The sequence below is a fragment of the Litchfieldia alkalitelluris genome (genome assembly GCF_002153425.1).
GTDB lineage: Bacteria > Bacillota > Bacilli > Bacillales > Salisediminibacteriaceae > Evansella > Evansella alkalicola.
This window is the reverse complement of the sequence record NZ_KZ119600.1, coordinates 1,956,026-1,981,044: the sequence shown is the minus strand read 5'-3', so window position 1 is coordinate 1,981,044 and position 25,019 is coordinate 1,956,026. Positions and strand designations below refer to the sequence as shown.

Below are 25,019 nucleotides of genomic sequence, written 5' to 3'. Positions count from 1 at the left end.
ACCCATTAGCTTACTGGCTTTTTAAAGGGAATAATTTTGGCCGGATATTTTTCAATGTATTCTTCAACAATACGATACCCCTCTTTCTTCCTCTTTTCAAACGTTGCCTTAGTAATAGGACGTTTCCTTCCCCATTGAAGTGAGTTTATATCCTCCCACGAATCATGAGTAATCATTTCCATTTTAAAATAATAACAATTGCCAGAGGGATAGCGCTCACAAATATATTTTACAGTTTGTTTACTGTGCATATTTTTCACCTCATCATTAGTATGGGTGGACACAAGTCATCATAAACGATGGACAAACTATAAAAATATATTTTACAGAAATATTTGTAAGCGTTTTCAAGAATCGTTGACAATTTCCCTGTTACCGACTAACATAGTAATGGGAAACATTTTATTGTTTTTTAAAAAACAAATCTCAAAAAGAAAGTGTGCATGCAAATGCAAAAAATTGATGAATCGAGCATCTTAGAAGTACCCATCACGACTTTTATGATTTCCATCGATGAGGTAGCTCACGTCCAGCCTGATAATTCTTTAGAACATGCATTATTAATTCTAGTAAAATCTGGCTATACTTCAATTCCAGTTTTAGATACACAATTTAAACTTCAAGGATTAATTAGTAAGGCACAAATTTTGGATTCTATTATTGGTTTAGAGCGTATGGAACCTGAACGGCTACAGAACACATTAGTATCTGATGTCATGACTACTTCCATCGCACGTGTAAAAAACAATGAAAAGCTAGAACGTGTATTATCTTATTCTATTAATCACCCATTTATTTGTGTTGAGGACATGGAAGAGGCATTTTTGGGCATCATTACACGTAGTAAACTATTAGCCTATTTAAATGGACACTTCCATGAGTTAAAGAAAAAACAAAGGAACTAAACAACCGTGTGCTGCCTCCGTTTGGAAGCGGCACATTTTATATGGACTTAAGGAGGAATATTAAATGAGTTTTCGATTCCAAAAGCGGGTTCGCGTAGCTCCCGGAATCCGTCTCAATTTAAGTAAAAGTGGTGTAAGTACTTCTATAGGACGTCGTGGCGCTTCCTTTACTGCTGGTAAAAGAGGATTACATGGAAATGTAGGAGTTCCAGGTAGTGGCCTTTCATATCGTACAAGAATTGATACAAAAGACAAAAAATACGGTAGAACCTCCCAAATGACACCCTCTTATTCATCTCAACGGAAAGAAGAAGAAAGACAACTAAAAATAGAACAAAGAGAAGAATTATTAGCACTAGCAGAAGATGATGCCAAGTTGATAAATGAAGAAACAAACCGACTTCTTGTTCTTCATAAGCAATTATTTCAGCCAGTAAATTCACTCACAGCTTTGGTGGATAAAACATTCAACTTTGATTTAACTCCACCCTCTAAAGATACAATGAAGTCTGATTTACTTGAAAGGAAAAAAAGTAAACTTTCTTTTGTTGAAAAGATAAAAGTATTATTTCCAAAAAATAAAAAGGAATTTTTAAATACCGTTGAAACAGAAACACAAGCTCTATATAAAGAAAGTATGAGTGCATATGAAGAAAAACAACGCGCCTTTCAAGAAGAAAAGAAATTACGTTATGACTTAGCTAGAAAGGCTGAATTTGGTGATACCAACGCAATGGAAGATTGGGTGAGTCTCTACCTAGAAGAACTTGATTTCCCACTTGAGACAGACATAGATTTTAAAGTTATGTCTAGTGAGGAAGTGTATATTGATATAGACCTCCCAACAATAGATGAAGTGCCAGATGAAAAAGCTCGTGTTTTGAAAAGTGGTAAATTAAAAGTAGAACAAAAAACACAAAGAGATCACCGTGAACATTATGCTTTACTAGTTGGAGGGACTGCATTATATTTAGCCAGCTTCTTCCTCGCATACCTCCCTACAGTAAATAAAACAACGATATCAGGTTATAATCAGATTCTTGATGATTCTACTGGACACGAAAAGGATCAATATATCTATAGTCTCAAGGTGGACAGGGATACACTTTATCATTTGAATATGGAAAAAGTTCACCCCATTAAAGCTTTTGATCATTTTGAACCAAGGTTAAATGCTACAAAGACATATATCTTCAAAGAAATTGAACCGTATAAACCTAAAGCAATAGATTAAAAACACGTTTATTAGCTCGATACAAAACAAGAGACTGCCTAAAATTATATTTTCGGGCAGCCTTTCTCTTTTTTCTAGTAATTTTTATTTGAATACTCGAACTGCTATAGGCGGACCCTTTCCAAGACGCTTGTGCATTTCTTATATTGTCTTGAATTTTCTTAGTCTCAACGTATTGAGTACCACTGATACTGAGCTAAATGCCATCGCAGCTCCTGCAAGCATTGGGTTTAATAAGATACCAAAGAAAGGATAAAGCATACCTGCAGCAACTGGAATCAAAATAATATTGTACCCAAAGGCCCAACCAAGGTTTTGCCAAATCATTCTCATCGTAGCTTTTGATAAACGCAATGCTGTAACAACGCTCATAATATCACCACGCATCAGAGTGATATTCGCTGTTTCCATCGCCACATCGGTCCCTGTGCCTATAGCCACACCTACATCAGCTTGTGCAAGGGCCGGGGCATCATTGATACCGTCCCCTACCATAGCGACCACTTTCCCTTCATTCTGTAGTTGCTTTACTTCCTTGGCTTTGTCTTCTGGTAAAACCTCTGCAATAAAACGGTCTACACCAGTTTGACGGGCAATTGCCTCTGCAGTCTTATAGTGGTCCCCTGTAATCATTACGACTTCTATCCCGAGCTTTTTCATTTCTTCTACGGCTTTAATAGAATCCTTTTTCACCGTATCTGCTACAGCTAATATACCTTCTATAACACCTTCCACTGAAATATACATTGGTGTCTTGCCATCATTTGCTAGTTTCTCAGCTTCCACATTTACACCTTCGAGCTTAATATTTCTTTCACTCATTAACTTTAAATTCCCAATTAAGACACTTCTCCCCTCTAAAACTGCCTCAATTCCATGACCAGTAATTGAGTTAAAGGAATCTGGCTCCGCCAGCTTTAAACCCTTCCCTTTTGCAGCCTGCACTATTGCTTCCCCAAGTGGGTGCTCGGAGGCTGTTTCTACTGATGCAGCCATCGACAACAATTCGTCCTCTGAATGGGATCCTAGATTAACGATGTTTGTTAGTTTTGGCTTTCCTTCCGTTATCGTACCTGTTTTGTCTAGGACGACAGTCGTCGTTTTATGTGCTTTTTCGAGGCTTGATGCATCTTTAATTAACACGCCGTTTTCTGCACCTTTTTCAGTTCCAACCATAATTGCTGTTGGAGTTGCAAGACCAAGGGCACATGGGCATGCGATAATTAAAACAGCAATAAATGTAGTTAAGGCAAAAATAAAGGGTGGTTCTGGACCTATAAAATACCATATTACCGCAGATAATGTTGCAATGATTACTACTGCAGGTACAAAATAAGCGGAAATAACGTCTACTATTCGTTGAATCGGTGCTTTAGAGCCTTGTGCTTCATTAACAAGACGAATGATTTGGGCAAGGGCCGTTTCTTTTCCTACTTTAGTAGCCTTGAATCGAAAGCTACCTGATTTATTAATCGTTGCCCCTATCACTTGATCATCCACGTTTTTTTCGACAGGGATAGATTCACCAGTCAACATTGATTCATCAACAGTTGAACTACCTTTTAAAATAATACCATCCACAGGTATCCGTTCACCTGGCCTGACAATAATTTCATCTCCTAAGGCAACTTGATCAATTGGTATATCTAATTCTTCCCCTTCTCTCAATACACGAGCTGTTTTTGCCTGTAAACTCATCAGCTTTTTTATTGCAGTAGAGCTTTTTCCTTTTGCTTTTGCTTCAAAATAACGCCCCAAAAGAATGAGTGTTGTTATCACTGTAGTCACATCATAATACAACTGATAAGGAAAACCCATGGACGTTAACGTATCTGGAAAAAGTGTCATCGCTCCACTGTATAGCCAGGCTGAAGTCGTCCCCATAGCTACTAATACGTTCATATCTGCAGATTTGTTTCGCAACACTTTATAGCTATTACTATAAAAACGCCACCCCGGAACTAACTGAACATAGGTCGTAAGAAGTAATAAGAAAAAAGCATTGGATAAAAACCCTGGTACCCAGGTACCCCACCCGGGCATCATATGTGGAATACTTCCAATTAAAACGATTGTTGTAACAATTGTAGCAAAAGTAAAATCGCGCTTTAACTTAGTTATTTCCTTTTCCTGTTCATCTTCATCAGCTTCTTGATTTGATGCCTCTAAGAGGGTCGTTTCATACCCTAGCTTTGTTACTTTATCAACAATTTTTTGTGTATCAAACACTGGATCATTCACTTCAACCTGCGCCTGATTAGATGCTAAGTTGACTGTAGCATTCTCTACACCTTCTACTTTTTTAATAACTTTTTCTACCCTGTTTACACACGAAGCACAAGTCATTCCCTTTACAGAGAATAAATACTTCTTTTGGGTTGAAGCTTTTTTCACTTTTGCTTCAAAACCAATTTTATTAATCCTACTCTCGATATCCTGTTCATTAACTGCTTCAGGGTCAAATTCTACTTGTGCCTGATTAGTCGCTAAGTTTACACTAACTGACTCAACACCATCAAGCTTCTGAACAACCTTTTCCACTCTCATCACACAGGATGCACAAGTCATCCCTTTTATTGAAAAGGTCTCTTTCGTATTAGCCATTTCAAAAACCTCCATTGGTCTAGGGTATGATAAAACCAATTCAATTCACCCTATATTAAATATAGTGTTTTCTCTCATCATTTATATATACCTTTATGGGGTATTGTATTAATAATACTATATCATATGTAAGAAATAATTTAAATAAATTTAACTAACATTAAAATACACATTCCTTGTTGGCGATCCCATCTTCTTCTCCATAACTTTTCTTGTAAATCTTTTGTTAATGTCTTCATTATTAAAGGATTTTAGCAATTTCAAACGAATAGTATTAACATTCTGAAAAAATATGAGGTGACTATGCTTTGAATAACACACAAATTTTTGCACACAGAGGTTCTGCTGGGACACACCCGGAAAATACAATGGACGCATTTGAAGCTGCTTTATTAGCAGGTGCTGATGGTATTGAATTAGATGTACAACTGACGCAGGACGGCATTCCAGTTATCATACATGACGAAACTGTTAACCGTACAACGAACGGTGAGGGGTGGGTAAAGGACTTTACCCTAAATGAACTGAAGAAATTAGATGCAGGAAGCTGGTTCGATCCTAAGTTTACAGATGCTACCATCCCTTCCCTTGAAGAAGTGCTAGAATGGATTACTAATACACCACTCCTTATAAACATTGAATTAAAAAGTGGAGTTGTGCGGTACCCCAGTATTGAAAAAATAGTACTGGATGCTATCTCTTCCTTCAAGCTAAAGGATCGTGTTATCATCTCTTCCTTTAATCATTACAGCTTAGTCGAGGTTAATAGATTAGACCCAGCCGTCGAAACAGCCATTCTGTTTATGGAGGGTCTATATGAACCATGGAAATATGCAAAAACGGTCAATGCAAAAGGGTTACACTGCTATTTACCAGTAGCTGTTCCAGAATTATTTCAAGGTGCAGCTAAGGCGGAAATGCCCGTCCGACCATTTCCAGTTAACGAAGAAAAACATATGCTTTCATTAATGAAAGGTGGATCTAGTGCAATTATTACAGACTGGCCCGAAAAAGCATTAAAAGTACGGGACAGCCTCTAACATTGTAAACAGGTACGAGAAGCCTGTGAAGCTTGTGAGTCACCAACGGAAAAGGGAGTAAAACATAATTTGTTCCAACAGGCCTATTTATTGGTAATCATTAATTAAAAAATAAATTTAATATATGGAGGTGTTCAAGTGATTAAAGACAAATCCTTTTCATATGGGAAAATACTCGTCATCGGTAGTGGTTTCTTTGCACTAATGCTAATTTGGACGTTTTACAATGCTTATATGCCGTTAATTCTTGGCGACTATATTGAAAGCAGGGCAATCAGGGGAGCTATAATGGGTTTAGATAACCTGCTGGCAGTATTATTAATACCTGTCATTGGGGCCTGGTCGGATAAAATTGATACGAAAATTGGTAATAGGCTCCCTTTTATTGTAATCGGAATGCCTGTCGCTGCCCTATTTTTTATACTCATACCATATGGGGCTACTACTGCACTTTGGATTCTCCTTGTTATAGACATTATTTTCCTACTGGCAATGACTATTTACCGTGCGCCTGTCATTGCATTAATGCCAGATCATACACCTCCAGAGAAACGTTCTACAGCAAACGGGGTCATCAATCTTATGGGTGGAATCGGAGCCATCATCGCTCTTTTTGGTTTGTCCCACCTTTATGGTATTGATCGATCATACCCCTTTCTAATCGCAGGTCTTCTACTATTCTTTTCATTTATCCTTCTCTACTTTACGGTTGATAGAAAACCTCCGTATGTAGAGAGTTTGAAAGAAGATACAGAAGAAGCAAAAGCAGCAACTTCCTTTATCAAAGGCATTGGGAAGCTTAAGCACCAACAATTTAGGGGGCATTTGTTCATCCTGATAGCAATTTTTCTATACTTTATAGGATACGCAGGCGTAGAAGCGCAGTTTACAGTATACGCTGTAGAACACTTAAGAATGGACGAAAGCGCTGCAGGATTTACTCTCGGTTTTTTTAGCCTTGCATTTGTTATATTTGCTATTCCAGCAGGATTGTTAGGAAGTAAAATGGGGAAAGCACCTATGATGCTAACTGGGTTAATTTTGTTGCCGCTTATTTTTATTAGTATTCCTTCACTACCTTTACTGAGTAATCTTTTCCCTGGCATTAACCAAATTCTATTATTACAAATTGTTCTTTTTACAGGAGGTATTGCTTGGTCCTTTATTAATGTCCAGGCTTATCCCCTTGTTGCGGATCTAGGTGGTAAAAATAAAATAGGGTATTTTACAGGCTTATATTATTTGTTCTCGATGGCTTCTTCCATCGTTGCACCAGGACTGTTAGGGTTGTTCATGGATATAATATCACATCCTTCCCTTTTCTACGGTGCTGCATTGAGTTTCTTCATTGCCTTTTATTTCCTGAGAAAAGGAAGTATCATTATTCGTAAGAATAAAACTGAGCCTCCTTCGAATACAAATAATTACTCCGTGTAAATCACAAATCAATCGTTCATTAAAACATCAAAAACGTGCTAGGCGATTCCAATAGGGAAACCTAGCACGTTTTATTTACTTCATAATCTTACAAATCCCATTCGTAAAGTCCACCGGGTCTTCCACAGGTAAACCCTCAATTAACAGGGCTTGATTATATAGGAGGTTCGTATATAGATCAAGTTTTTCTTTGTCGTTTTCAAATGCGTTTTTAAGGGAAGAAAATACCTCATGATTTGGATTTATTTCTAGTACTTTATCAGCTTGGATGTTTTGGTTATCTGGCATTGCCTTAAGCACTTTTTCCATTTCAATCGAGATTTCTCCGTCGGCCGCGAGACAAACAGGATGATTTTTCAGCCTTTTAGAAGGACGAACCTCTTTTACTTTTCCAGAGAGTAAGTTTTTCATGTGGTCAAAGAGCTCTTTATTATCCTTCTCTTCTGTCTCTGCCTTCTCTTCTTTCTCGTCCATCTCAATTCCTAAGTCACCGCTAGACACAGACTTAAATTCCTTCTCCTCATAGGCCATCAACATGCGGATCGCAAACTCGTCCACATCATCTGTGAAATACAAGATTTCATATCCCTTCTCTGCAACAACCTCCGTTTGCGGAAGCTTCTCAATACGGTCATAGGAATCACCAGTTGCGTAGTAAATAAATTTCTGTTCCTCAGGCATTCTCTCTACATATTCTTTCAATGTAACAAGTTTCTTCTCTTTGGATGAATAGAACATGAGTAAATCTTTTAAATCGTCTTTGTTTGCACCAAAGTCACTATACACGCCATATTTAAGTTGACTTCCAAAAGCATTATAAAATTTCTCGTATTTCTCACGCTCGTCCTTTAATAAACTTTGGAGCTCGCTCTTGATCTTATTCTTTATATTTTTCGCAATCATCTTTAGTTGACGATCCTGCTGCAGCATCTCACGTGATATGTTTAATGATAGGTCTTCAGAATCTACCATTCCCTTTACAAAACTAAAGTAGTCAGGCAATAAATCTGAACACTTCTCCATGATTAGGACACCACTAGAATACAACTCCAATCCCTTCTCAAACTCCTTCGTATAATAATCGTAAGGAGCATTTTCTGGAATATAAAGAATAGCATTGTATCGCAGCATGCCATCTACACTTAAGTGAATATGCTTTAATGGCTTGTCAAAACCATAATGTTTTTCCTGATAAAAATTATTATAGTCATCGTCAGTAAGCTCATTCTTATTTTTTCGCCAAATTGGCACCATACTGTTAATGGTCTGTTCTTCTTTCACTTCAACAAGATCTTCATCATTATCATCATTTGGTTTTTGAGTAGTAACCTCCATCTTAATTGGGTACCGGATAAAATCAGAGTACTTTTTCACGATACTTTTTAATCGATACTCCTCTAAATACTCCTCAAACTTTTCATCTTCTGTGTTTTCTTTAATCTTTAAGTAAATATCTGTTCCTACAGCATCTTTTTCGCAAGGTTCAATCGTGTAACCATCAGTACCTTCAGACTCCCATTTGTAAGCAGTGTCGCTCCCAAGGGCCCTACTGATGACTGTCACACTATCAGCGACCATAAAAGCAGAATAAAAGCCTACTCCGAATTGTCCAATAATATCATGTCCATCCTTTAGCTCTGTTTCATTTTTAAATGCTAAAGAACCACTTTTAGCAATGACCCCAAGGTTATTCTCTAATTCTTCTTTTGTCATTCCGATACCAGTATCACTTATCTGTAGTGTCCTTGTATCCTTATTTGCAGTTATCTTTATGTAGTAGCTATCTTTATCAAAGGATATGGAGTCATCTGTCAACGCTTTATAGTAAATCTTATCAATCGCATCACTAGCGTTAGAAATGAGCTCCCTTAGAAAAATCTCTCGATGCGTATAGATCGAGTTAATCATCATCTCCAGCAGTCGTTTCGATTCTGCTTTAAATTCCATTTTTGTTGCCATTAAAACCGCTCCTTTCACTGATTAAAACTATATTTTATCGTAAAAAATTAGCACTCTCATCAATCGAGTGCTAATCTCTACCTCTTTATTTACCATATATCAAATCTACTGTCAACTCATAACTAATATAAAGGGAAATGATTTAAGCATAAACATTTACGAGTAGGCCTTTTATTTCGCCAACCATATCTAATATATCTATCCCTTTTCTTTGTTCCTTTAAAACGGCATTCGTCAAATCTATTAGCTTGGAATCTACTTCCTTTACTATTTTATAAACTTTCGTTCTTCCCCTACGATTAAATCCCTTTCTTTCTTCCAAGCTTAAGCCAAGTTTTACTGCATCGTCCATAAATTCCTTCACAAGCTGCTTATATTTTCTCAATTCTTCTACTGTTCTAGATTCTGCTAAAGTCTTCCCTTGATCATCAATTTTTTCAAGAAGTTGTCCTAATTTTTCATATGCCTGGTTGTCGCGGCCCTTCTGCATAATCTCTTTAAAAGATATGGAAGCTTCTGTCTTTGATTTCTTATTATCCACGGAGTTTACCGTAGCTCGTCCCACTCTTTGTATATCCATATGGATTGCTCCTTTTACAAGTTATCTTTTTATTATAAGAGAAAACAATTTAATTACCAAGGGAGTTTTATAGTTAATACAAGTAAATAATAGAAAAAGGGAAGGCTTTACTGTGCCCTCCCACGTAGTTTTTATTGTAATAACTGTAGTACTCCTTGTGGCAGTTGATTTGCCTGTGCTAGCATTGCAGTAGCCGACTGGTTTAGAATATTATTTCTCGTAAACTCTGTCATTTCAAGAGCCATATCCGCATCACGAATACGTGACTCAGAGGAAGATAAGTTTTCATGAGTAACTTGTAAATTATTGATCGTATGATCTAATCTGTTCTGAGCTGCTCCAAGTGTCGCACGTGCATTTGAAACTGTATTTATGGCACTATCAAGTTTACTAATAGCCATCTCAGATATTTTGCCATCTACAATCAGATCATTTAAACCTAATTCTGTTGAGTTAAGCTTAACCATGTTAATTTTAACACTTTGGCCTTGGTTTGGGCCAATTTGGAATACAAAACTAAAGTCATCGGTGTCAACTGGATTAACCACTGGATCTTCTCCCGGAACAACTGGATCCTCTACAGGTTCTGTTAGATCTTCTCCTGGAACTTCTGGATCTTCTACAGGTTCTGTTGGATCTTCTCCCGGTACTTCTGGATCCTCTATAGGTTCTGTTGGATCTTCTCCCGGTACTTCTGGATCCTCTATAGGTTCTGTTGGATCTTCTCCTGGAACTTCTGGATCCTCTATAGGTTCTGTTGGATCTTCTCCTGGAACTTCTGGATCCTCTGTAGGTTCTGTTGGACCTTCTCCTGGAACTTCTGGATCCTCTGTAGGTTCTGTTGGACCTTCTCCTGGAATTACTAGATCTTCTCCTGCACCATTTTCAATATCTTCTACCTCACCAACTTCAGGATCAACAGGAACAATTGGGTTTTCAGATACTCTACTTGGAGACAATAGATTCTTATTGTTAAACTGAGTTTTTTCAGAGATACCATTAATTTCTTCAATTAATTGTTCCATTTCTTTCATTATATGACCTAGGTCTTCATCGCTGTATGTTCCATTAGCTCCCTGAACGGAAAGCTCTCGCATACGTTGTAGCATAGAGTGCATTTCCTGCATGGCACCTTCCGCAGTTTGAATAAGGGAAATACCATCTAACGCATTTCTTTCCGCCTGTTTTAAGCCACGAATTTGTGATCGCATTTTCTCTGAAATTGCAAGTCCTGCCGCGTCATCTGAAGCGCGATTAATACGTAGACCAGAAGATAATTTCTCTAAGTTTTTAGAAGTATTATTTTGATTTTGATATAAGTTTCTGTAAGCATTTAGAGCCTGGATATTATTGTTAATTTTCATTATGATAGCCCCCTAATCAATCTATAAACATACTATTTTGTTCATATACGTTTGTCTTTTGTTTTAGATGCTTTGGTTGAACATCAACATTTTTCTTTTGCGCTTTATGCCAAGCTGTTGCAAGAGTGGATAAATGTCCATGTACTTCATCTATTAAATCTGTATTTTTACTAAAATTTGCTTCAATAACCTTGTCAGCCATATAGTTATATAAGGCGTCCAGTTGGTCTGCAATAATTCCTGCCTCGTAATTTAACCCAGCGCCTAACCGTTCTAATATATCACTCACTTTTTGCAAATGAACATTGGCATTGGCATAGTTATTTTTATTGATAGCTAATTTTGCTTCTTCTAGGTTATCTAAACCGGCTTCATACAACAAAGCTGTTATTTCCTGCGCTGTTTTCTTATGTAACGCTTCTTTTGAAATCAATGCTTTATCCCCCAATACTTCTATAATGCTCTACACTCTTTATCGACATTAATTCTGATAATTTAATAGTTTTGTTCCATTTCTTCTAATAATAATAGTATTTCAGCCATGACCGCATACAGTTGTGGAGGAATATTGTCCCCTAAATCCATATCAATCAAGTTTTCTAATAGTCCTAAATTCTCTTCCATTGGAATCTCATGTTCTTTCGCTAATTCAATTATTTTTTGAGCTACATGGCCTTTTCCTTGAGCAACTATCTTTGGTTGATCATCGGCCTTATCATCATATTTGATGACTGCAGCAGATGGACCATTGACCTCACGACGCTTAATATGATTAAAATGCTTAGTTACCATCATACTTTAAAATCAAATCCTTTCTTCGTAAGGGTAGGTGAAAACCGTTCCTTACTCTGCTCCTTCTCCTTGACAACAGGGGCTTCTTCCTCATTCAGTTTGGAAAATTGAAGTCCTTGGACATAAAAGCCTACTTCTTTTAAACGCTCAATATACTTCAAAGCAATCGGCTCTACTTTTTCTTTGAATGATACTTGGTCGTTTTTCAACGTTACTTGTAATGCCCGTTCCGTTACATTTAACGATATCCCCACTTCTCCCATTTTCTTTGTTTCGATTAAGAAGTAAAGACTACAATTTTCCCAGTCAACCTTTTCTCCATTTTTCTTTGAATTTACATATACTTGGAGATTCTCTGACTGCCCTTTTAATAAAATTGGCAACTGTAGCATAAGCATCTGCATATTCTGTTGATGTTCGGAACGACTTAACAGTTGCTGTCCTGTAATGTTCTGCAACGCTTGTTGAGCGGTTGACTGTTTATTACCATCAGAATCATTTTGCATCTGCAATAATATTGATTTTAAGTTCCTTTGATGTCCCTCTGACATTTGCTCACGGCCTGATGACAGCATTTGTGCTATTTCAGATTCCCTTGTTAACCCCATTGTTCGAATCCCTTCAAAGACATTTCTAGGAGATCCATCATTATACGTAAGGGACCGTGTTGTAGTATCCATTAATTGGTTTAGTCGATGAGTATCAGGTCTTGGCGTATGCCATTCCTGCTCGTTTTTCATATAGTGCATCACTTTTTGTGATGAAGGTTTAAATAAAATTTTATCTAACTGTTGCTGAACCTCCCGCACAATTTGGTTAGCTTGGTGATGGTCACCTCTATTTAGAAGGTTCTTGGCTTCAGCTAAGCGGCTACTTGCTTCTAGAACACTTTTTTCTGTTTTCATATCAGCATATAAAAGCCAATCTTGCTTCAACAGTGTTTGGTCCAACTGTCTAATGACCGTCTCTAGCATTGGCTTCACTTGTTGAACAGATTGAGCTTTAAATTGATTCATTAATATAGATATCCTTGCTAATTGGCGGGATGTATCCCTTTGAAAAGCCTTAAACTCATCTGTTGCACTTGCTAACCTCTCCGTCACCTGAGTAATTAATATATCCTTAGATGCCCCTGTAACCTTCTGTTGTATTTCATTTGAGATATATCGCAACGCCTCTTCCCTTGATGGGTTTGATGCCTCTGCTTGCGCAGAAATCATTTGCTCCACTTGTTGGATGGCATTCATAGCTAATTGTCGCCCTTTTAACTCTCTACCGTTCTCCACACTGTCTACAGCTTTGTTCAGTGCCTCATTAATAAGCTGCACTGCTTCTGTGGAAAATGAAGATTGCCACAAATCTGATCGTACATTCTCTAGAGCAAGAAGAATATTTGGCTCGTTGCTAATATTTTTTGCCCATTGTGCTAAAAGGACATGAAAATCATTCTTCCTTTGGGCTTGATGACCTGTCCCCTCGACTGTACTTGAAGTTACAGTTGTTTGATACTGACTAGTTGAACTATTAGTATCCTTTATGGATTGAATATGTTCATGAACACTTCTTCCGTGTAGTGCCTCATGTACTGCTCGTAAATGATCACTTGTCGGTGGCAATCCCTTATTAATGAGGTGATCAACTGTTTCTGCCCGACTTGCAGCATCACCCTTCTGGGAAAAATATTGTTTAAGGTCTTGCACCGATTCCCTAGTAAGGGGAATATTATTATCTGAAAACCTCTGAAGTGCAGAACGAAGCTCGGGGGAAAACTCCCTATTGTTTATTTGGATATGAGGATCCTTTGCTCCCTTTTCCTGAGCTGAAGCGTTAGGTTTCTCTCCACCCTTCCTGCTATTTTCAGAGACGCTAACTTTTATGCCATCTCCTGTCCGTTCTTCCACTTTTACGAACACCCTGTCACCGTCTGGCACCTTTCCTGAAAAGGTAGCTTTTACTTCCTGACCCCTAATGGAAATAACAGCTTCCCGCTCATTCATTCGCGATTCTATTTTTGCGTGATAGTGTTCCCCTTCCTTGATTAGAGAGGAACGATCATTTGTTGACATATTTATTTTAACTGTGTTAATTTCCATTGCTCATACACTTCCTGTTAAAGTGAATTTATCTATACTTATATATCGGTACAAAACTAAAAAAGTTAAGAGAAATGAAAAAACGACAGTTTGATAACTGTCGGTAAATGCTTCCACCTTAATCTTTTTTCTTATACAACCCGTCCCTTAAGAAATCCTTTTCTAAGCTAGTTCCCCGCTTTTTTTTATCCCTCAATTGGTCACTTTTGTCTTTCCCTAATTGCGTTCCTTTTAATAAAGCACTTTCTCCATATTTGTTTCTCAACTTATCGACTACACCACTCAATTTTTCTTCTTTTTCGTCCCTCTCATAAGAAAATAAATCGAGCTGCTTATATGCGTTCCCTTTTTCTACTAAGTCCATTGCTGTAACACCAAGAAGTCGGACTGCTTCCCCATTCCAATATTTATTCCATAGCTGCCACGATGCCTCAAGTATGTCTTGATGAGAACTAATAGGGTGGGGAAGCTTACTACTTCTAGTTATCGTATTCCAATTATGATATCTAATTGTAATTTGAATATTCCCAGCGTAGACTCCTTTTTTACGAATCCGTCTACCTACTGAATCTGACAAATTCATGAATGTCTTTCGAATCACAGCAATATTTTTCTCATCTTTTGGTAAGGTAGTAGAATTACCTATACTTTTAAATTCTTCTACAGCATGGGGATCAACTAGACTTAGATCTATTCCGTGTGCCCTCTCATGAATTCTTAAACCGTGCACCCCTAATTTTGATTGGAGCTTCATGGGATCTGTTTTGGCAATATCACCGATCGTAATAATACCCATGCGAGTTAGCTTTTCTGCTGTCTTTTTTCCAATTCCGTGCATTTCGACGGTTGGTAGATGCCATAGCTTTTCCTGTACTTCCCGTTTCCGAAGAATGGTTATACCCATAGGTTTTTTCATGTCACTTGCTGTTTTCGCCAAAAATTTATTAGGTGCAATTCCAATACTGCAAGGTAAATTTAATTCATGTTTCAGACGTTTCTGTATATGAATGGCTAATTGTATTGGGTTCATTCCTATGTTTACATGAGTCACGTCCATGTATCCTTCATCAATGGAAACAGGCTCTACTAAAGGGGTATACTCATATAAAACTTGAAACATTCTAGTTGATGCTTCCCTATAACGGTCAAAATTTGGTTCTCTCACAAGGAGTCCAGGGCATAGCTTCAGCGCTTCCCACAATGGCATCGGAGCGTGGACTCCTTTTGCTCGCGCTTCATAATTGGCAGTTACAACAATTCCACGTCTTGCTTCGGCATTTCCTGCAATGGCCAAGGGCTTTCCTCTTAGCTCCGGGTCATAGGCTGTCTCGACCGAAGCATAAAAACTATTCATATCAACATGAAAGATAACTTTACTTCTTGCGCCTTTCCCCTCAGTCACCGGTATCACCTCACCATCATTAAAACTATCTTCCCTTTTTTCAAGTGAAAAATCAAATAAAAAACATAGGAGAAATCTAGTTAGTTTTTCATAATTTTATAGCTTTCTTGAGTCGTCTGACTCTATAATATTTTCTGAAATTATGATACGATTATGTAAACAATTAGTGGAAAGGCGGTTGATAATATTGGATCAATCTATCCAACAAGAGTCTATCCACAATCTAGTATTATTACTCATTGTTGAAATATTAGCCCAATATGAAAGAAACGCGTGGCCGTCCCCAACGATTAGAGATCTTTCCTTAAAGATTGGTTATCCAGAAGAAACCATCCTTGAATCTATTGAGCTAGGAAGATTAGAACCTGTCAGTTTACTTCAATAAGTAGCTGCAGGTTCTTTTTTGTGAATTGTTAGAAGCAGATTGCTCCTAAAATGAAAAAGCACCTTCCCCATTATGGAAAAGTGCTCGTGGTTCATTTTTCAAATTTTTGCTTAGTTTCTTCCACCCAATCTACAAATTCACTTCCATGAAAGTGTTCATTTACACGCCGATGAAATTGAACAACTTCTTCTAAACCTTCAGGGTTCTCTTGCTTATACTTGTTTATAAAATCAAATAGCTTATAATCTTTATGCTCTGATTCTTCACGTTTCTTCTTACCTTCTTCAGTTAATGTAATGTATGTTACCCTTAGGTCACTTACATCCTTAACAATCTCAACAAGTTGCTTTTGTTGAAGTCGTTTCATTATTTGCATAACAGTGGAACGGTCCCAAAGACCAATTTTTGCCACATCGGTTACAGATACTTTTTCTTTTGTGTATACAATCCAGAGAACATGCTGCTCTGCAAGAGTTAGGCCAATATTTTGTGCATTGCTTTGCCATTCGTCCTCCAATACTTTCCCTAAACCTCGCATATAATTTATTAATAAAACAGATTGATCATCAACTGCCATCACTTCACACCCTTATTCTTTATTCGTATCCTTTATCCTAACATAGTAAATATATATAAATCCATTATTATGTCCCTCACTATTTCCCCAACATAAATAAGAGAGCAGTCTTAATTAGGATAAATACTTAGCCTCTGCTCTCTTAAAATATATTAGTTAAAAATAATTTTTTTGGGAGTTTAACTCATTTTTATTAGTTCTAATACAAGCTCTGTTGTTTTTACCAGTTCTTCTATTGGCATTTTTTCATTCGTAGTATGAATATCTTCATACCCAATCCCTAAATTAATTGACGGAATCCCTAGTCCTGCAATAATATTTGCATCACTTCCACCGCCACTTGTCTTTAGTTCAGGTTTTCTTCCAATGGATTCTATAGCACTCTTCACTCGATCCACTACAGGTTCACCATCTTTATGCTTAAACCCAGGGTATACAACATCGATTTGAACATCAACCTTTCCACCCATCTCCATCGCTGCATCTTCAAATGCCTTTTTCATAGCCGCTGTTTGTTTTTTCATTTTTTCAGGGTCAAGGGATCTAGCTTCGGCCAATATATCCACCCTATCACATACAATATTCGTTTGTGATCCACCTTCGAATCTACCTATATTTGCTGTTGTTTCTTCATCGATTCTACCTAAGGGCATTTGTGCTATCGCCTTCGAGGCAATAGTAATGGCAGAAACACCCTTTTCAGGTGCTACTCCTGCATGAGCAGTTTTGCCATAAACGGTTGCCCTTACTTTTGATTGTGTTGGAGCCGCAACAATGACCTTCCCAACCTCCCCGTCACTATCAAGGGCATATCCATAGCTTGCAATAATATCTTTTGCATTTAAAGCTCTAGCTCCGACTAAACCAGACTCTTCCCCAACAGTGATAATGAATTGCACTGTATTGTGGGACTCTCCAGTCTCTTGTAAAATACGGATAGCCTCCAGCATTGCCGCCAAACCAGCTTTATCATCCGCTCCTAAAATGGTGGTACCATCTGATTTTATGTATCCACCTTCTTGGATAGGCGTTACTGATGTCCCTGGAACGACAGTGTCCATATGTGATGTAAAATATATGATCTCCCCTGCGCCGGTTCCCCTTAATGTACAGATTAAATTTCCAGCACCGTGGCCAGTAACTTGTATTGAATCATCTTCTTTTACATCTAATCCAAGATCTGTGAATTTCTGTATTAAAACATCAGCAATTTCACGTTCATATTTTGTCTCAGAATCAATTTGAACTAACTCAATAAATTCATTTACTAAACGTTCTTTGTTTACCATTTACTTAATCCTCCGTATCCTTAATCATGCCGTAATCGGATATCCTCAAATATCCTCCATTACTTTAACATACTAATTGGGACTAACCCAATTTATAGAGGAATGTTTCCATGCTTTTTTTTCGGCCTCATTTCTTCTTTCCTCTTCAGCATTTCTAAGCTTTGCTTTAGTTTTATTCTTGTATCCCTAGGATCTATCACATCATCTACCATGCCATTAGCTGCAGCTATATAAGGATTGGCAAACTTTTCGCGGTATTCTTCTATTTTCTCTGCTCTCGTTTTTTCAGGGTTTTGACTCTCTCGAATATCCTTCGCGAAGATAATATTGGCTGCCCCATGAGGGCCCATTACAGCGATTTCAGCATTAGGCCAGGCATAGACGATATCTGCACCTATTGCCTTACTGTTTAATGCAACATATGCACCACCATACGCTTTTCTTGTAATAACTGTTATTTTGGGTACTGTCGCTTCGGAATAAGCATACAATATTTTGGCTCCATGACGAATAATTCCCCCATGCTCCTGCTTAACTCCTGGAAAAAATCCAGTAACATCTTCGAATGTTATCAACGGAATATGGAAGCAATCACAGAAACGAATAAATCTTGATATTTTATCTGAAGAATCAATGTCTAATCCTCCAGCCATAACCTTCGGCTGGTTTGCAATAATCCCAATGGATTCCCCGCCAATTCTTGCAAAGCCGACCACTGCATTTTTTGCAAAACCTTTATGCACTTCCAGAAAGCTTTCTTTATCCACAATTTGATCAATGACTTTTCGTACATCATACGGGCGAGATGGGTCTATTGGAACGACATCTAGTAAATCATATAAAAAATCATCCCCACTCTCCTCTTCTACAGTTGGAGGTAAATCATCATTGTGTTGTGGAAGGTAACTCAAAAGTTTCCTTACTTCCAGTAGTGCTTCTTCCTCAGATTCGCAAGAAAAGTGGGCATTTCCACTTTTACTGCCATGGATACTGGCTCCACCCAATTCTTCCGCTGAAATGATTTCACCTGTCACTGTTTCAATTACCTTTGGACCTGTTATAAACATTTGACTTGTTTTTTCCACCATAAAAACAAAATCAGTAATGGCAGGCGAATAAACGGCTCCTCCTGCACATGGTCCCATGATCACAGATATTTGTGGAATCACCCCGGAATAAATGGAGTTGCGATAAAATACATGCCCATATCCATCTAGTGATAGTACACCTTCTTGTATTCTGGCTCCACCAGAGTCATTCAACCCAACAAAAGGCGCTTTATTTTTCACTGCTAAATCCATGACGTTTGATATCTTCTTCGCATGCATTTCCCCGAGAGCCCCTCCATATACTGTAAAGTCTTGTGCAAACAGGAAAACCATCCTGCCATTTACTTTCCCGTAACCTGTTACGACACCTTCACCAGGTGCAGAGCCAGGTTGCATTCCGAAATCATGGGTGCGATGCTCAATGAAAGGATCTAGTTCAACAAATGATCCTTCATCTAAAAACACATTGATCCTTTCCCTAGCAGTTAGCTTCCCCTTCTCATGCTGCTTATCAATCCGTTCATCTCCACCACCTAATTCCACACTTCTTCGTTTATCATAAAGTTCGTTTATTTTTTCATACATATCCATCTCTACTGTTCAGTCCCCTCTGTACCTGGCTCACATAATTCTACTAATACACCATTTGCATTTTTCGGATGTAAAAAAGCAATAGGATAACCTCCAGCACCTATTTTAGGTTGGGCATCAATGAGCTGAATCCCCTCTCGTTGCAGCTGTCTGAGTCTAGCATCAATGCTGGTTATGGATACAGCCAAATGGTGAAGCCCTTCTCCCTTTTTTTCAATAAATTTTGCAATAGGACTCTCGCTTGAAAGCGGTTCCAACAATTCTAATTTACAATTACCTAAAGGTAAGAATGCAACCTTTACTTTTTGATCAGGTACTTCAACGATTTTTTCAACTTCTAAATGTAGATGATTTAAATAAAAAGACAAGGCTTCTTCAATAGAACGGACGGCAATACCAATGTGATCTATTCCAGATGGTTTTTCCAATAAAGGAGATTCATTTCCTTTCTCTTCTAAAACAGCCTGTTCTATATATGCAGCAATCGCTTTAGTAGAAGTACCAGGGGTGAATATCTTCTTAATACCTTCTTTTTCAAGTTTTACAGCATCTTCGATTGGAATGACTCCTCCACCGAAAACTAATATATCCTCTGCATCACTCTCTTTAAGCAATCTAAGTACTTCAGGAAATAAAACATTATGTGCCCCAGATAAACTGGAGAGTCCAATAGCATCCACATCCTCTTGGATTGCTGCACGAACAATTTGCTTTGGTGACTGACGTAACCCAGTGTATATTACTTCCATTCCTGCATCTCTCAGTGCTTGTGAAATGACAAGAGCTCCCCGATCATGACCATCTAGTCCAGGCTTAGCCATTAAAACACGTATTTTCATCTTCATTCCTCCTACGTTACTCCCATTATGTGTTCACATTATTCGTACTCACCAAATACATCCCTTAGTGCGTGACAGATTTCCCCTATGGAAGCATAAGCTTTCACTGCTTCTATAATGGACGGCATAAGGTTTTCTTTCCCTTTAGCAACTTCTTTAAGCTTTTGCAATGAAATTTGTACTTGTTCATTGTCTCTCGTTTCACGTATATTCTGAAGTCTCTGTAACTGATCTTCTACTAATCTATCATCTACACGTAATAATTCAGGTTGCGGTTCATCATCTAACTGATATCGATTGACGCCGACTACGATTTCTTCTTCTTTTTCAAGCTTTTTTTGAGTTTCATAGGCTGCCCGTTGTATCTCCCGCTGCATATATTGCTGTTCTACAGCAGATACTGCACCTCCACGGGAAGCAATTTCCTCCATATATTCATTCGCTTTATTTTCAAGTTCATCTGTTAGTGCTTCAATATAATAAGATCCTCCCAATGGATCAATGGTATCTGCCACACCAGTCTCATTCGCTATGATCTGTTGTGTCCTAAGCGCTATTCTTGCAGAATCTTCTGTTGGTAAGGCCAGTGCTTCATCCCTAGAGTTCGTATGTAGGCTTTGCGTACCACCAAGAACTGCAGCTAACGCTTGTATAGCTACTCTGACTATATTATTGTCAGGCTGCTGTGCCGTTAGTGTAGAACCTGCTACCTGTGTATGAAAGCGAAGTTGCATACTTTTTTCCTTCTTCGCACCATACTTCTCTTTCATTATTTTAGCCCACATTCTTCTTGCAGCTCGAAACTTAGCGACTTCTTCAAAAAACTGATTATGTCCGTTGAAAAAGAACGCCAGTCTTGGAGCAAATTCGTCCACATCCAATCCCGCTTCCAAAGCAGCATCTACATAAGCAATTGCATTTGCCAATGTAAAGGCCAACTCTTGAACAGCAGTCGAACCCGCCTCTCTAATGTGATAACCACTAATACTGATCGTATTAAATTTAGGCGTTTTTTCCGTACAGTACTCAAATATATCCGTAATGAGTCGCATGGACGGTTTTGGTGGAAAAATATAAGTTCCACGTGCAATATATTCCTTTAAAATATCATTTTGGATCGTCCCATTTATCTTTTCCTTTGCAACGCCTTGTTTTTCAGCAACTGCAATATACATTGCTAACAAAACAGCAGCTGGTGCATTAATCGTCATGGATGTGCTTACTTCTGCTAGGGAAATTCCATCAAATAAAATTTCCATGTCTTGAAGTGTGTCGATTGCAACCCCAACCTTTCCAACTTCACCAAGAGCCATTGGATCGTCAGAATCATAACCAATCTGCGTTGGTAAATCAAAGGCAACAGACAGCCCTGTTTGCCCTTGCTCAAGTAAATATTTGAACCGTTCATTCGTTTCCTTTGCAGATCCAAAACCTGCATATTGACGCATGGTCCAAAATCTCCCTCTGTACATCGTCCTGCGTATCCCTCTTGTATAAGGATACTCCCCAGGAAATCCAATCTCTGATAAGTATTGCTCACCCATATCGTCAGGTACATATAATCGATTAATTGGAATGGACGAACTTGTAGAAAAGGAAGTTTTCCTTTCTGGGCGTTTTTCAATTTCTTTATTCGTCCGCTCCTGCCAATCTTCATAATATTTTTCACTCATCGTAACAATCCCCCTTTATACTTTCTCTACAAACATCAACTTAAATTTTTAAAAATTAGAATATTTATAACATACTAAATTATTATTTCGATAATATATTTATTTTTCCTGCTTTATCCATAAAAACACCTATCTTCATATTTAGTTATAAGTTTTCCCCTTGTCATAACGCCCAAAAATACAGTAAAATAGTTATAGTATGATTCAAGGAGGTAAGACGATGCCCCGTAAATTTCGTAAAACCATTATTTATATTATGATTGCAACGATGGCTTTAGGAACGATTTTAGGTTCTGTTGCATTATTCTAAAATAAAAGAGTGTGTCCACTTGAATGATATGGACACACTCTCTTTTATATTCCTTTAACTGTCTTCAGTAGCAATTGCTCCATGCTTTATTCCAAGTTCATAAAATGACTCGTCACTTTCCGTCACGAGGATTTTTGTCCCTAATGGAACTTCTTCAAATAATATTTCTACGTCCTCATTTTTCATTCTTACACACCCTGAGGTCACATACTCCCCAACTGATGATGGGTTATTCGTACCATGGACCCCATATATCCTTCCGTCCGTATCTTCCGCATCAAAGCCTATCCATCTGGAACCAAGGGGATTATCGGGACTTCCACCTTCAATGTCCTTTTTACGATAGTAAGGCTCTACTGCCTTGACCACTATATTGTACTCCCCTTCAGGAGTTAAGGAGTTAATTTTTCCAGTAGCAACATCAAAAACCTGTTTTACATCCCCCTCCACAATATAGGCCAACTCATTCGTCTTTTTATTGACGATAAGATAAGGATCCCCAACCAACGGGTTTTCTCCGATGGGCCAAATTGGGGAAACGATCAGTAAGATAGAAAGTAACAGTGATGTCATGTATGGATCACTACCTTCATTTTATTGGAGTCCTTTGTATTAGTTGTTGCAGTTCTAATATTTTTTATTCACCTGAACACGGAATAATTTCTAATTGGTTTAAACTGTTGCTTAATCAGTAAGTATTCATGCATTTCATAAACTAAGTGCATTAGAGCTGAACGTGCTTCAAATTCCTCGCGACTTTTTGGTAACGCCATACTTCTGAACGCTTCTTTGAGTTCCTCAAGTTTTTCCAAATATTTTGAAGAGGTATTTCCTGTATTTACACCTTGACTCAATTCCTCCATAAAACTTCCGATCATCTCTCCTTGTTTTAGTTGGATTTCAATCGTTGTGAGCAACGGCATCATTCTTTCAATAATTTCTAATTGTTTTTCTCGCATTTTAAAATAATGATAATATTGGTCATCATAGCGCATAATATGGTTTTCAATATTCTGTAATGCAATAGTTTGCGCTTTTTGAAGCAGGGACGCCGTATCCGTTATTTCCTTTCCGCTCCAGTTGCTTTCTCCATTTTTTATGTATTCAGCAAATTCATGAAAGATAATCCTATAATTTCTTTCTATTTCCAGTTGTAACTTCCTTAATGTTGTTTCCACACTCGGCATATAAACATTCATTAATAAGGCACAGCCAATACCTATGGTTAATAGCAGCACTTCATTAAAAATAAGCTCCACTGAAACATATCCAACAGTATAGACATGTAATATGATGACTGAGCTGGTGACAATCCCTTCCTGAATTTTTAATAAAAGTGTCGTTGGAATAAATAGCAATAGGAGTAACCCTACTGTTAAGGGGTGATACGCGATAAATTCAAATAGCAAAGCAGCATAAAGTAAACCTATCATACAAGCTAAAAACCTTGTCCAAGATAATTGTAATGATTTCCTTCGAGTTTTTTGTATGCAAAGGATTGCGATTATACCAGCAGATGCAAAGAATTCGAGTTGAAAAGCTTGTGCAATCATAATGGCAAGTGCGGCGCCTAGTGCTGTTTTCATTGTACGATATCCTATTCTAAACAATCCTCTTCTCCCTCTCCGTTTTTATTCAATGGAACCTTGAAGATACAATTGCTGTGTTGGTCTTCGTTACAGTCCATTCGCTTTCCGTGGGAGGATGGTGTGCCTCCTCCACTCTCCTTTAATATTGACCTACAAGTGGATAATAAACAAAAAAACTCCAGTTCACCTGGAGTTAATAGTATGTATAATGGCGCGCCTACTAGGATTCGAACCCAGAACGCGAGAGCCGAAATCTCGTATGATATCCATTTCACCATAGGCGCATAATAGTACGAACAGACGTTTATCATTCGTACTATAGGAGTATAACAATCTGCTATAAAAAAATCAAGCCTTCTTATTTACTTTTAATAATTCTAACAATTATTCTGGTTTATCATCAAACATTTTTTCAAAGCGCTCATTCATTTCATCTTGACTATAACCCAATTCAGCTAACCTTGCCGTAAAGTTTTGCGCCCATAGTGATAATCTTTGTGCAATTTTCTTAAACTTCTTTGCGTCTGACTTTTTCGATTCCTTTGATCTTGCATCAGCATTGGACATGACATTTTCAGAGATGAACAAAGCTTTCCAGAGTTTTTCCTCGTCAAAGTTATCTGCTTCTTCATTAAAATAATCAATAACCTTTTTGTAGTAACTATCAAACTCGGGTAAAGATATTTCTTCATTCATGTTTAAGTAAATATGTAACTGTTTATATAATTCATCCATTTGCGAACACTCCTTATCTACACTAATACTACACATTACAGAAAAAAATTATAGCACAAATAAGAGGGGGCTTCCACTTTATATGGTAGCCCCCTAAAATGACGTTTTATTTAAAGTACGTATCAAATGATTTTTCTAGTTTTTGTACCACTTCAATTGGCTCATGACCTTCAATCTCATGTCGCTCAATCATCTGTTGGATCTTTCCATCCTTTATTACTGCAAATGAAGGAGAAGATGGTTCATAACCAGTAAAATATGACCTTGCACGCTCAGTCGCTTCTCGATCCTGGCCTGCAAAAACAGTCACATAGTTATCAGCCTGCACTTCATAGTTTTTCATATACAATGCAGAAGGTCGTGCAATCCCACCAGCACAACCACAAACGGAATTAATCATTACAAAAGTTGTACCTGGCTTACTTAACACGTTATCTACTTCTTCAGGTGTTTTTAGCTCTTGATAACCACCCTCAACCATTTCTTGTCTAGCCGTTTGTACGACATCATTCATAAACATTTGAAAATCCATATATATTTACACCCTTTCTTCTGAACCATTATCTATATTT

At 37.8% G+C, this 25,019-nt stretch carries 24 protein-coding genes and 1 tRNA gene; 6 read left to right on the top strand and 19 right to left on the bottom strand.

Annotated elements, in window-relative coordinates; all coding sequences use genetic code 11:
• Nucleotides 1-5: 5 nt before the first annotated feature.
• A complete protein-coding gene (locus BW724_RS09410) occupies nt 6-251 on the bottom strand; it encodes a hypothetical protein (RefSeq protein ID WP_088074981.1) in 246 nt (81 codons plus the stop codon).
• A 198-nt stretch (nt 252-449) separates the two neighbouring features.
• Between BW724_RS09410 and cbpB the strand changes: the two genes are divergently transcribed.
• Both cbpB and BW724_RS09400 read left to right on the top strand, forming a co-directional pair.
• Nucleotides 450-905, top strand: coding sequence for a cyclic-di-AMP-binding protein CbpB (cbpB, locus tag BW724_RS09405; RefSeq protein WP_088074980.1), 456 nt, complete (start codon nt 450-452; stop codon nt 903-905).
• A 64-nt stretch (nt 906-969) separates the two neighbouring features.
• Entirely contained in the window at nt 970-2,139 is a 1,170-nt protein-coding gene (locus BW724_RS09400) for a DUF4236 domain-containing protein (protein ID WP_088074979.1), read from the top strand.
• 141 nt (nt 2,140-2,280) lie between these two features.
• Here the strand turns inward: BW724_RS09400 and BW724_RS09395 are convergent, their stop codons facing one another.
• The gene (locus BW724_RS09395; RefSeq protein WP_088074978.1) at nt 2,281-4,743 is read right to left on the bottom strand and encodes a heavy metal translocating P-type ATPase; all 2,463 of its coding nucleotides are present in this window, start codon (nt 4,741-4,743) and stop codon (nt 2,281-2,283) included.
• Between the two features lie 308 nt (nt 4,744-5,051).
• Here BW724_RS09395 and BW724_RS09390 point away from each other — a divergent pair, with 308 nt between their 5' ends.
• A complete protein-coding gene (locus BW724_RS09390; protein ID WP_088074977.1) occupies nt 5,052-5,783 on the top strand; it encodes a glycerophosphodiester phosphodiesterase in 732 nt (243 codons plus the stop codon).
• A 138-nt stretch (nt 5,784-5,921) separates the two neighbouring features.
• Nucleotides 5,922-7,220 (top strand): MFS transporter, encoded by a 1,299-nt coding sequence (locus BW724_RS09385; protein WP_235848933.1) that lies wholly within the window; start codon nt 5,922-5,924, stop codon nt 7,218-7,220.
• A 75-nt stretch (nt 7,221-7,295) separates the two neighbouring features.
• On the opposite strand, the gene htpG is transcribed toward BW724_RS09385, so the two are convergent.
• From htpG to BW724_RS09345, 7 genes are all read right to left on the bottom strand, one after another.
• On the bottom strand, nt 7,296-9,179 hold the full coding sequence (gene htpG, locus BW724_RS09380; RefSeq protein WP_417891466.1) for a molecular chaperone HtpG: 1,884 nt from the start codon (nt 9,177-9,179) through the stop codon (nt 7,296-7,298).
• A gap of 142 nt (nt 9,180-9,321) precedes the next feature.
• A complete protein-coding gene (locus tag BW724_RS09375) occupies nt 9,322-9,759 on the bottom strand; it encodes a YaaR family protein (RefSeq protein WP_088074976.1) in 438 nt (145 codons plus the stop codon).
• Nucleotides 9,760-9,890: 131 nt separating this feature from the next.
• Nucleotides 9,891-11,123, bottom strand: a complete 1,233-nt coding sequence (locus tag BW724_RS23945; protein ID WP_235848932.1) for a flagellin N-terminal helical domain-containing protein — start codon at nt 11,121-11,123, stop codon at nt 9,891-9,893.
• Between the two features lie 16 nt (nt 11,124-11,139).
• Nucleotides 11,140-11,556 (bottom strand): flagellar export chaperone FliS, encoded by a 417-nt coding sequence (gene fliS, locus BW724_RS09360; protein ID WP_088074975.1) that lies wholly within the window; start codon nt 11,554-11,556, stop codon nt 11,140-11,142.
• A 62-nt stretch (nt 11,557-11,618) separates the two neighbouring features.
• Nucleotides 11,619-11,918: an EscU/YscU/HrcU family type III secretion system export apparatus switch protein gene (locus BW724_RS09355; protein ID WP_176371359.1), complete on the bottom strand. Its 300-nt coding sequence runs from the start codon at nt 11,916-11,918 to the stop codon at nt 11,619-11,621.
• Nucleotides 11,915-14,008, bottom strand: a complete 2,094-nt coding sequence (locus tag BW724_RS09350) for a hypothetical protein (RefSeq protein WP_088074974.1) — start codon at nt 14,006-14,008, stop codon at nt 11,915-11,917. The genes BW724_RS09355 and BW724_RS09350 overlap by 4 nt, the downstream gene beginning before the upstream one ends.
• Nucleotides 14,009-14,126: 118 nt before the next feature.
• Nucleotides 14,127-15,410 (bottom strand): DNA polymerase IV, encoded by a 1,284-nt coding sequence (locus tag BW724_RS09345; protein ID WP_268876145.1) that lies wholly within the window; start codon nt 15,408-15,410, stop codon nt 14,127-14,129.
• 187 nt (nt 15,411-15,597) lie between these two features.
• Here BW724_RS09345 and BW724_RS09340 point away from each other — a divergent pair, with 187 nt between their 5' ends.
• Entirely contained in the window at nt 15,598-15,795 is a 198-nt protein-coding gene (locus BW724_RS09340) for a hypothetical protein (protein ID WP_088074973.1), read from the top strand.
• Between the two features lie 91 nt (nt 15,796-15,886).
• Here the strand turns inward: BW724_RS09340 and BW724_RS09335 are convergent, their stop codons facing one another.
• The 5 genes from BW724_RS09335 to BW724_RS09315 all read right to left on the bottom strand — a co-directional run bounded on the left by BW724_RS09335 (nt 15,887) and on the right by BW724_RS09315 (nt 21,813).
• Nucleotides 15,887-16,372, bottom strand: coding sequence for a transcriptional regulator, SarA/Rot family (locus BW724_RS09335; protein ID WP_088074972.1), 486 nt, complete (start codon nt 16,370-16,372; stop codon nt 15,887-15,889).
• Nucleotides 16,373-16,551: 179 nt separating this feature from the next.
• The gene (locus tag BW724_RS09330) at nt 16,552-17,661 is read right to left on the bottom strand and encodes a M20/M25/M40 family metallo-hydrolase (RefSeq protein ID WP_088074971.1); all 1,110 of its coding nucleotides are present in this window, start codon (nt 17,659-17,661) and stop codon (nt 16,552-16,554) included.
• Between the two features lie 92 nt (nt 17,662-17,753).
• Nucleotides 17,754-19,301, bottom strand: coding sequence for an acyl-CoA carboxylase subunit beta (locus BW724_RS09325; protein ID WP_088074970.1), 1,548 nt, complete (start codon nt 19,299-19,301; stop codon nt 17,754-17,756).
• 2 nt (nt 19,302-19,303) lie between these two features.
• The gene (gene mce / locus BW724_RS09320; RefSeq protein WP_088074969.1) at nt 19,304-20,146 is read right to left on the bottom strand and encodes a methylmalonyl-CoA epimerase; all 843 of its coding nucleotides are present in this window, start codon (nt 20,144-20,146) and stop codon (nt 19,304-19,306) included.
• 32 nt (nt 20,147-20,178) lie between these two features.
• Nucleotides 20,179-21,813 (bottom strand): acyl-CoA mutase large subunit family protein, encoded by a 1,635-nt coding sequence (locus tag BW724_RS09315; protein WP_088074968.1) that lies wholly within the window; start codon nt 21,811-21,813, stop codon nt 20,179-20,181.
• Nucleotides 21,814-22,033: 220 nt separating this feature from the next.
• Between BW724_RS09315 and prli42 the strand changes: the two genes are divergently transcribed.
• Entirely contained in the window at nt 22,034-22,123 is a 90-nt protein-coding gene (prli42, locus tag BW724_RS23575; RefSeq protein ID WP_176371358.1) for a stressosome-associated protein Prli42, read from the top strand.
• A 54-nt stretch (nt 22,124-22,177) separates the two neighbouring features.
• Here prli42 and BW724_RS09310 read toward each other — a convergent pair whose 3' ends face one another.
• The 5 genes from BW724_RS09310 to BW724_RS09290 form a co-directional block, all read right to left on the bottom strand.
• Complete coding sequence (locus tag BW724_RS09310) at nt 22,178-22,696, bottom strand: L,D-transpeptidase (protein ID WP_088074967.1); 519 nt, start codon at nt 22,694-22,696, stop codon at nt 22,178-22,180.
• Between the two features lie 68 nt (nt 22,697-22,764).
• Nucleotides 22,765-23,733: an aromatic acid exporter family protein gene (locus BW724_RS09305; RefSeq protein ID WP_088074966.1), complete on the bottom strand. Its 969-nt coding sequence runs from the start codon at nt 23,731-23,733 to the stop codon at nt 22,765-22,767.
• Between the two features lie 188 nt (nt 23,734-23,921).
• Nucleotides 23,922-23,996, bottom strand: a tRNA-Arg gene (locus BW724_RS09300).
• Between the two features lie 100 nt (nt 23,997-24,096).
• The gene (locus tag BW724_RS09295; protein WP_088074965.1) at nt 24,097-24,447 is read right to left on the bottom strand and encodes a hypothetical protein; all 351 of its coding nucleotides are present in this window, start codon (nt 24,445-24,447) and stop codon (nt 24,097-24,099) included.
• Between the two features lie 106 nt (nt 24,448-24,553).
• Nucleotides 24,554-24,979 (bottom strand): BrxA/BrxB family bacilliredoxin, encoded by a 426-nt coding sequence (locus BW724_RS09290; protein ID WP_246596323.1) that lies wholly within the window; start codon nt 24,977-24,979, stop codon nt 24,554-24,556.
• Nucleotides 24,980-25,019: the final 40 nt, after the last annotated feature.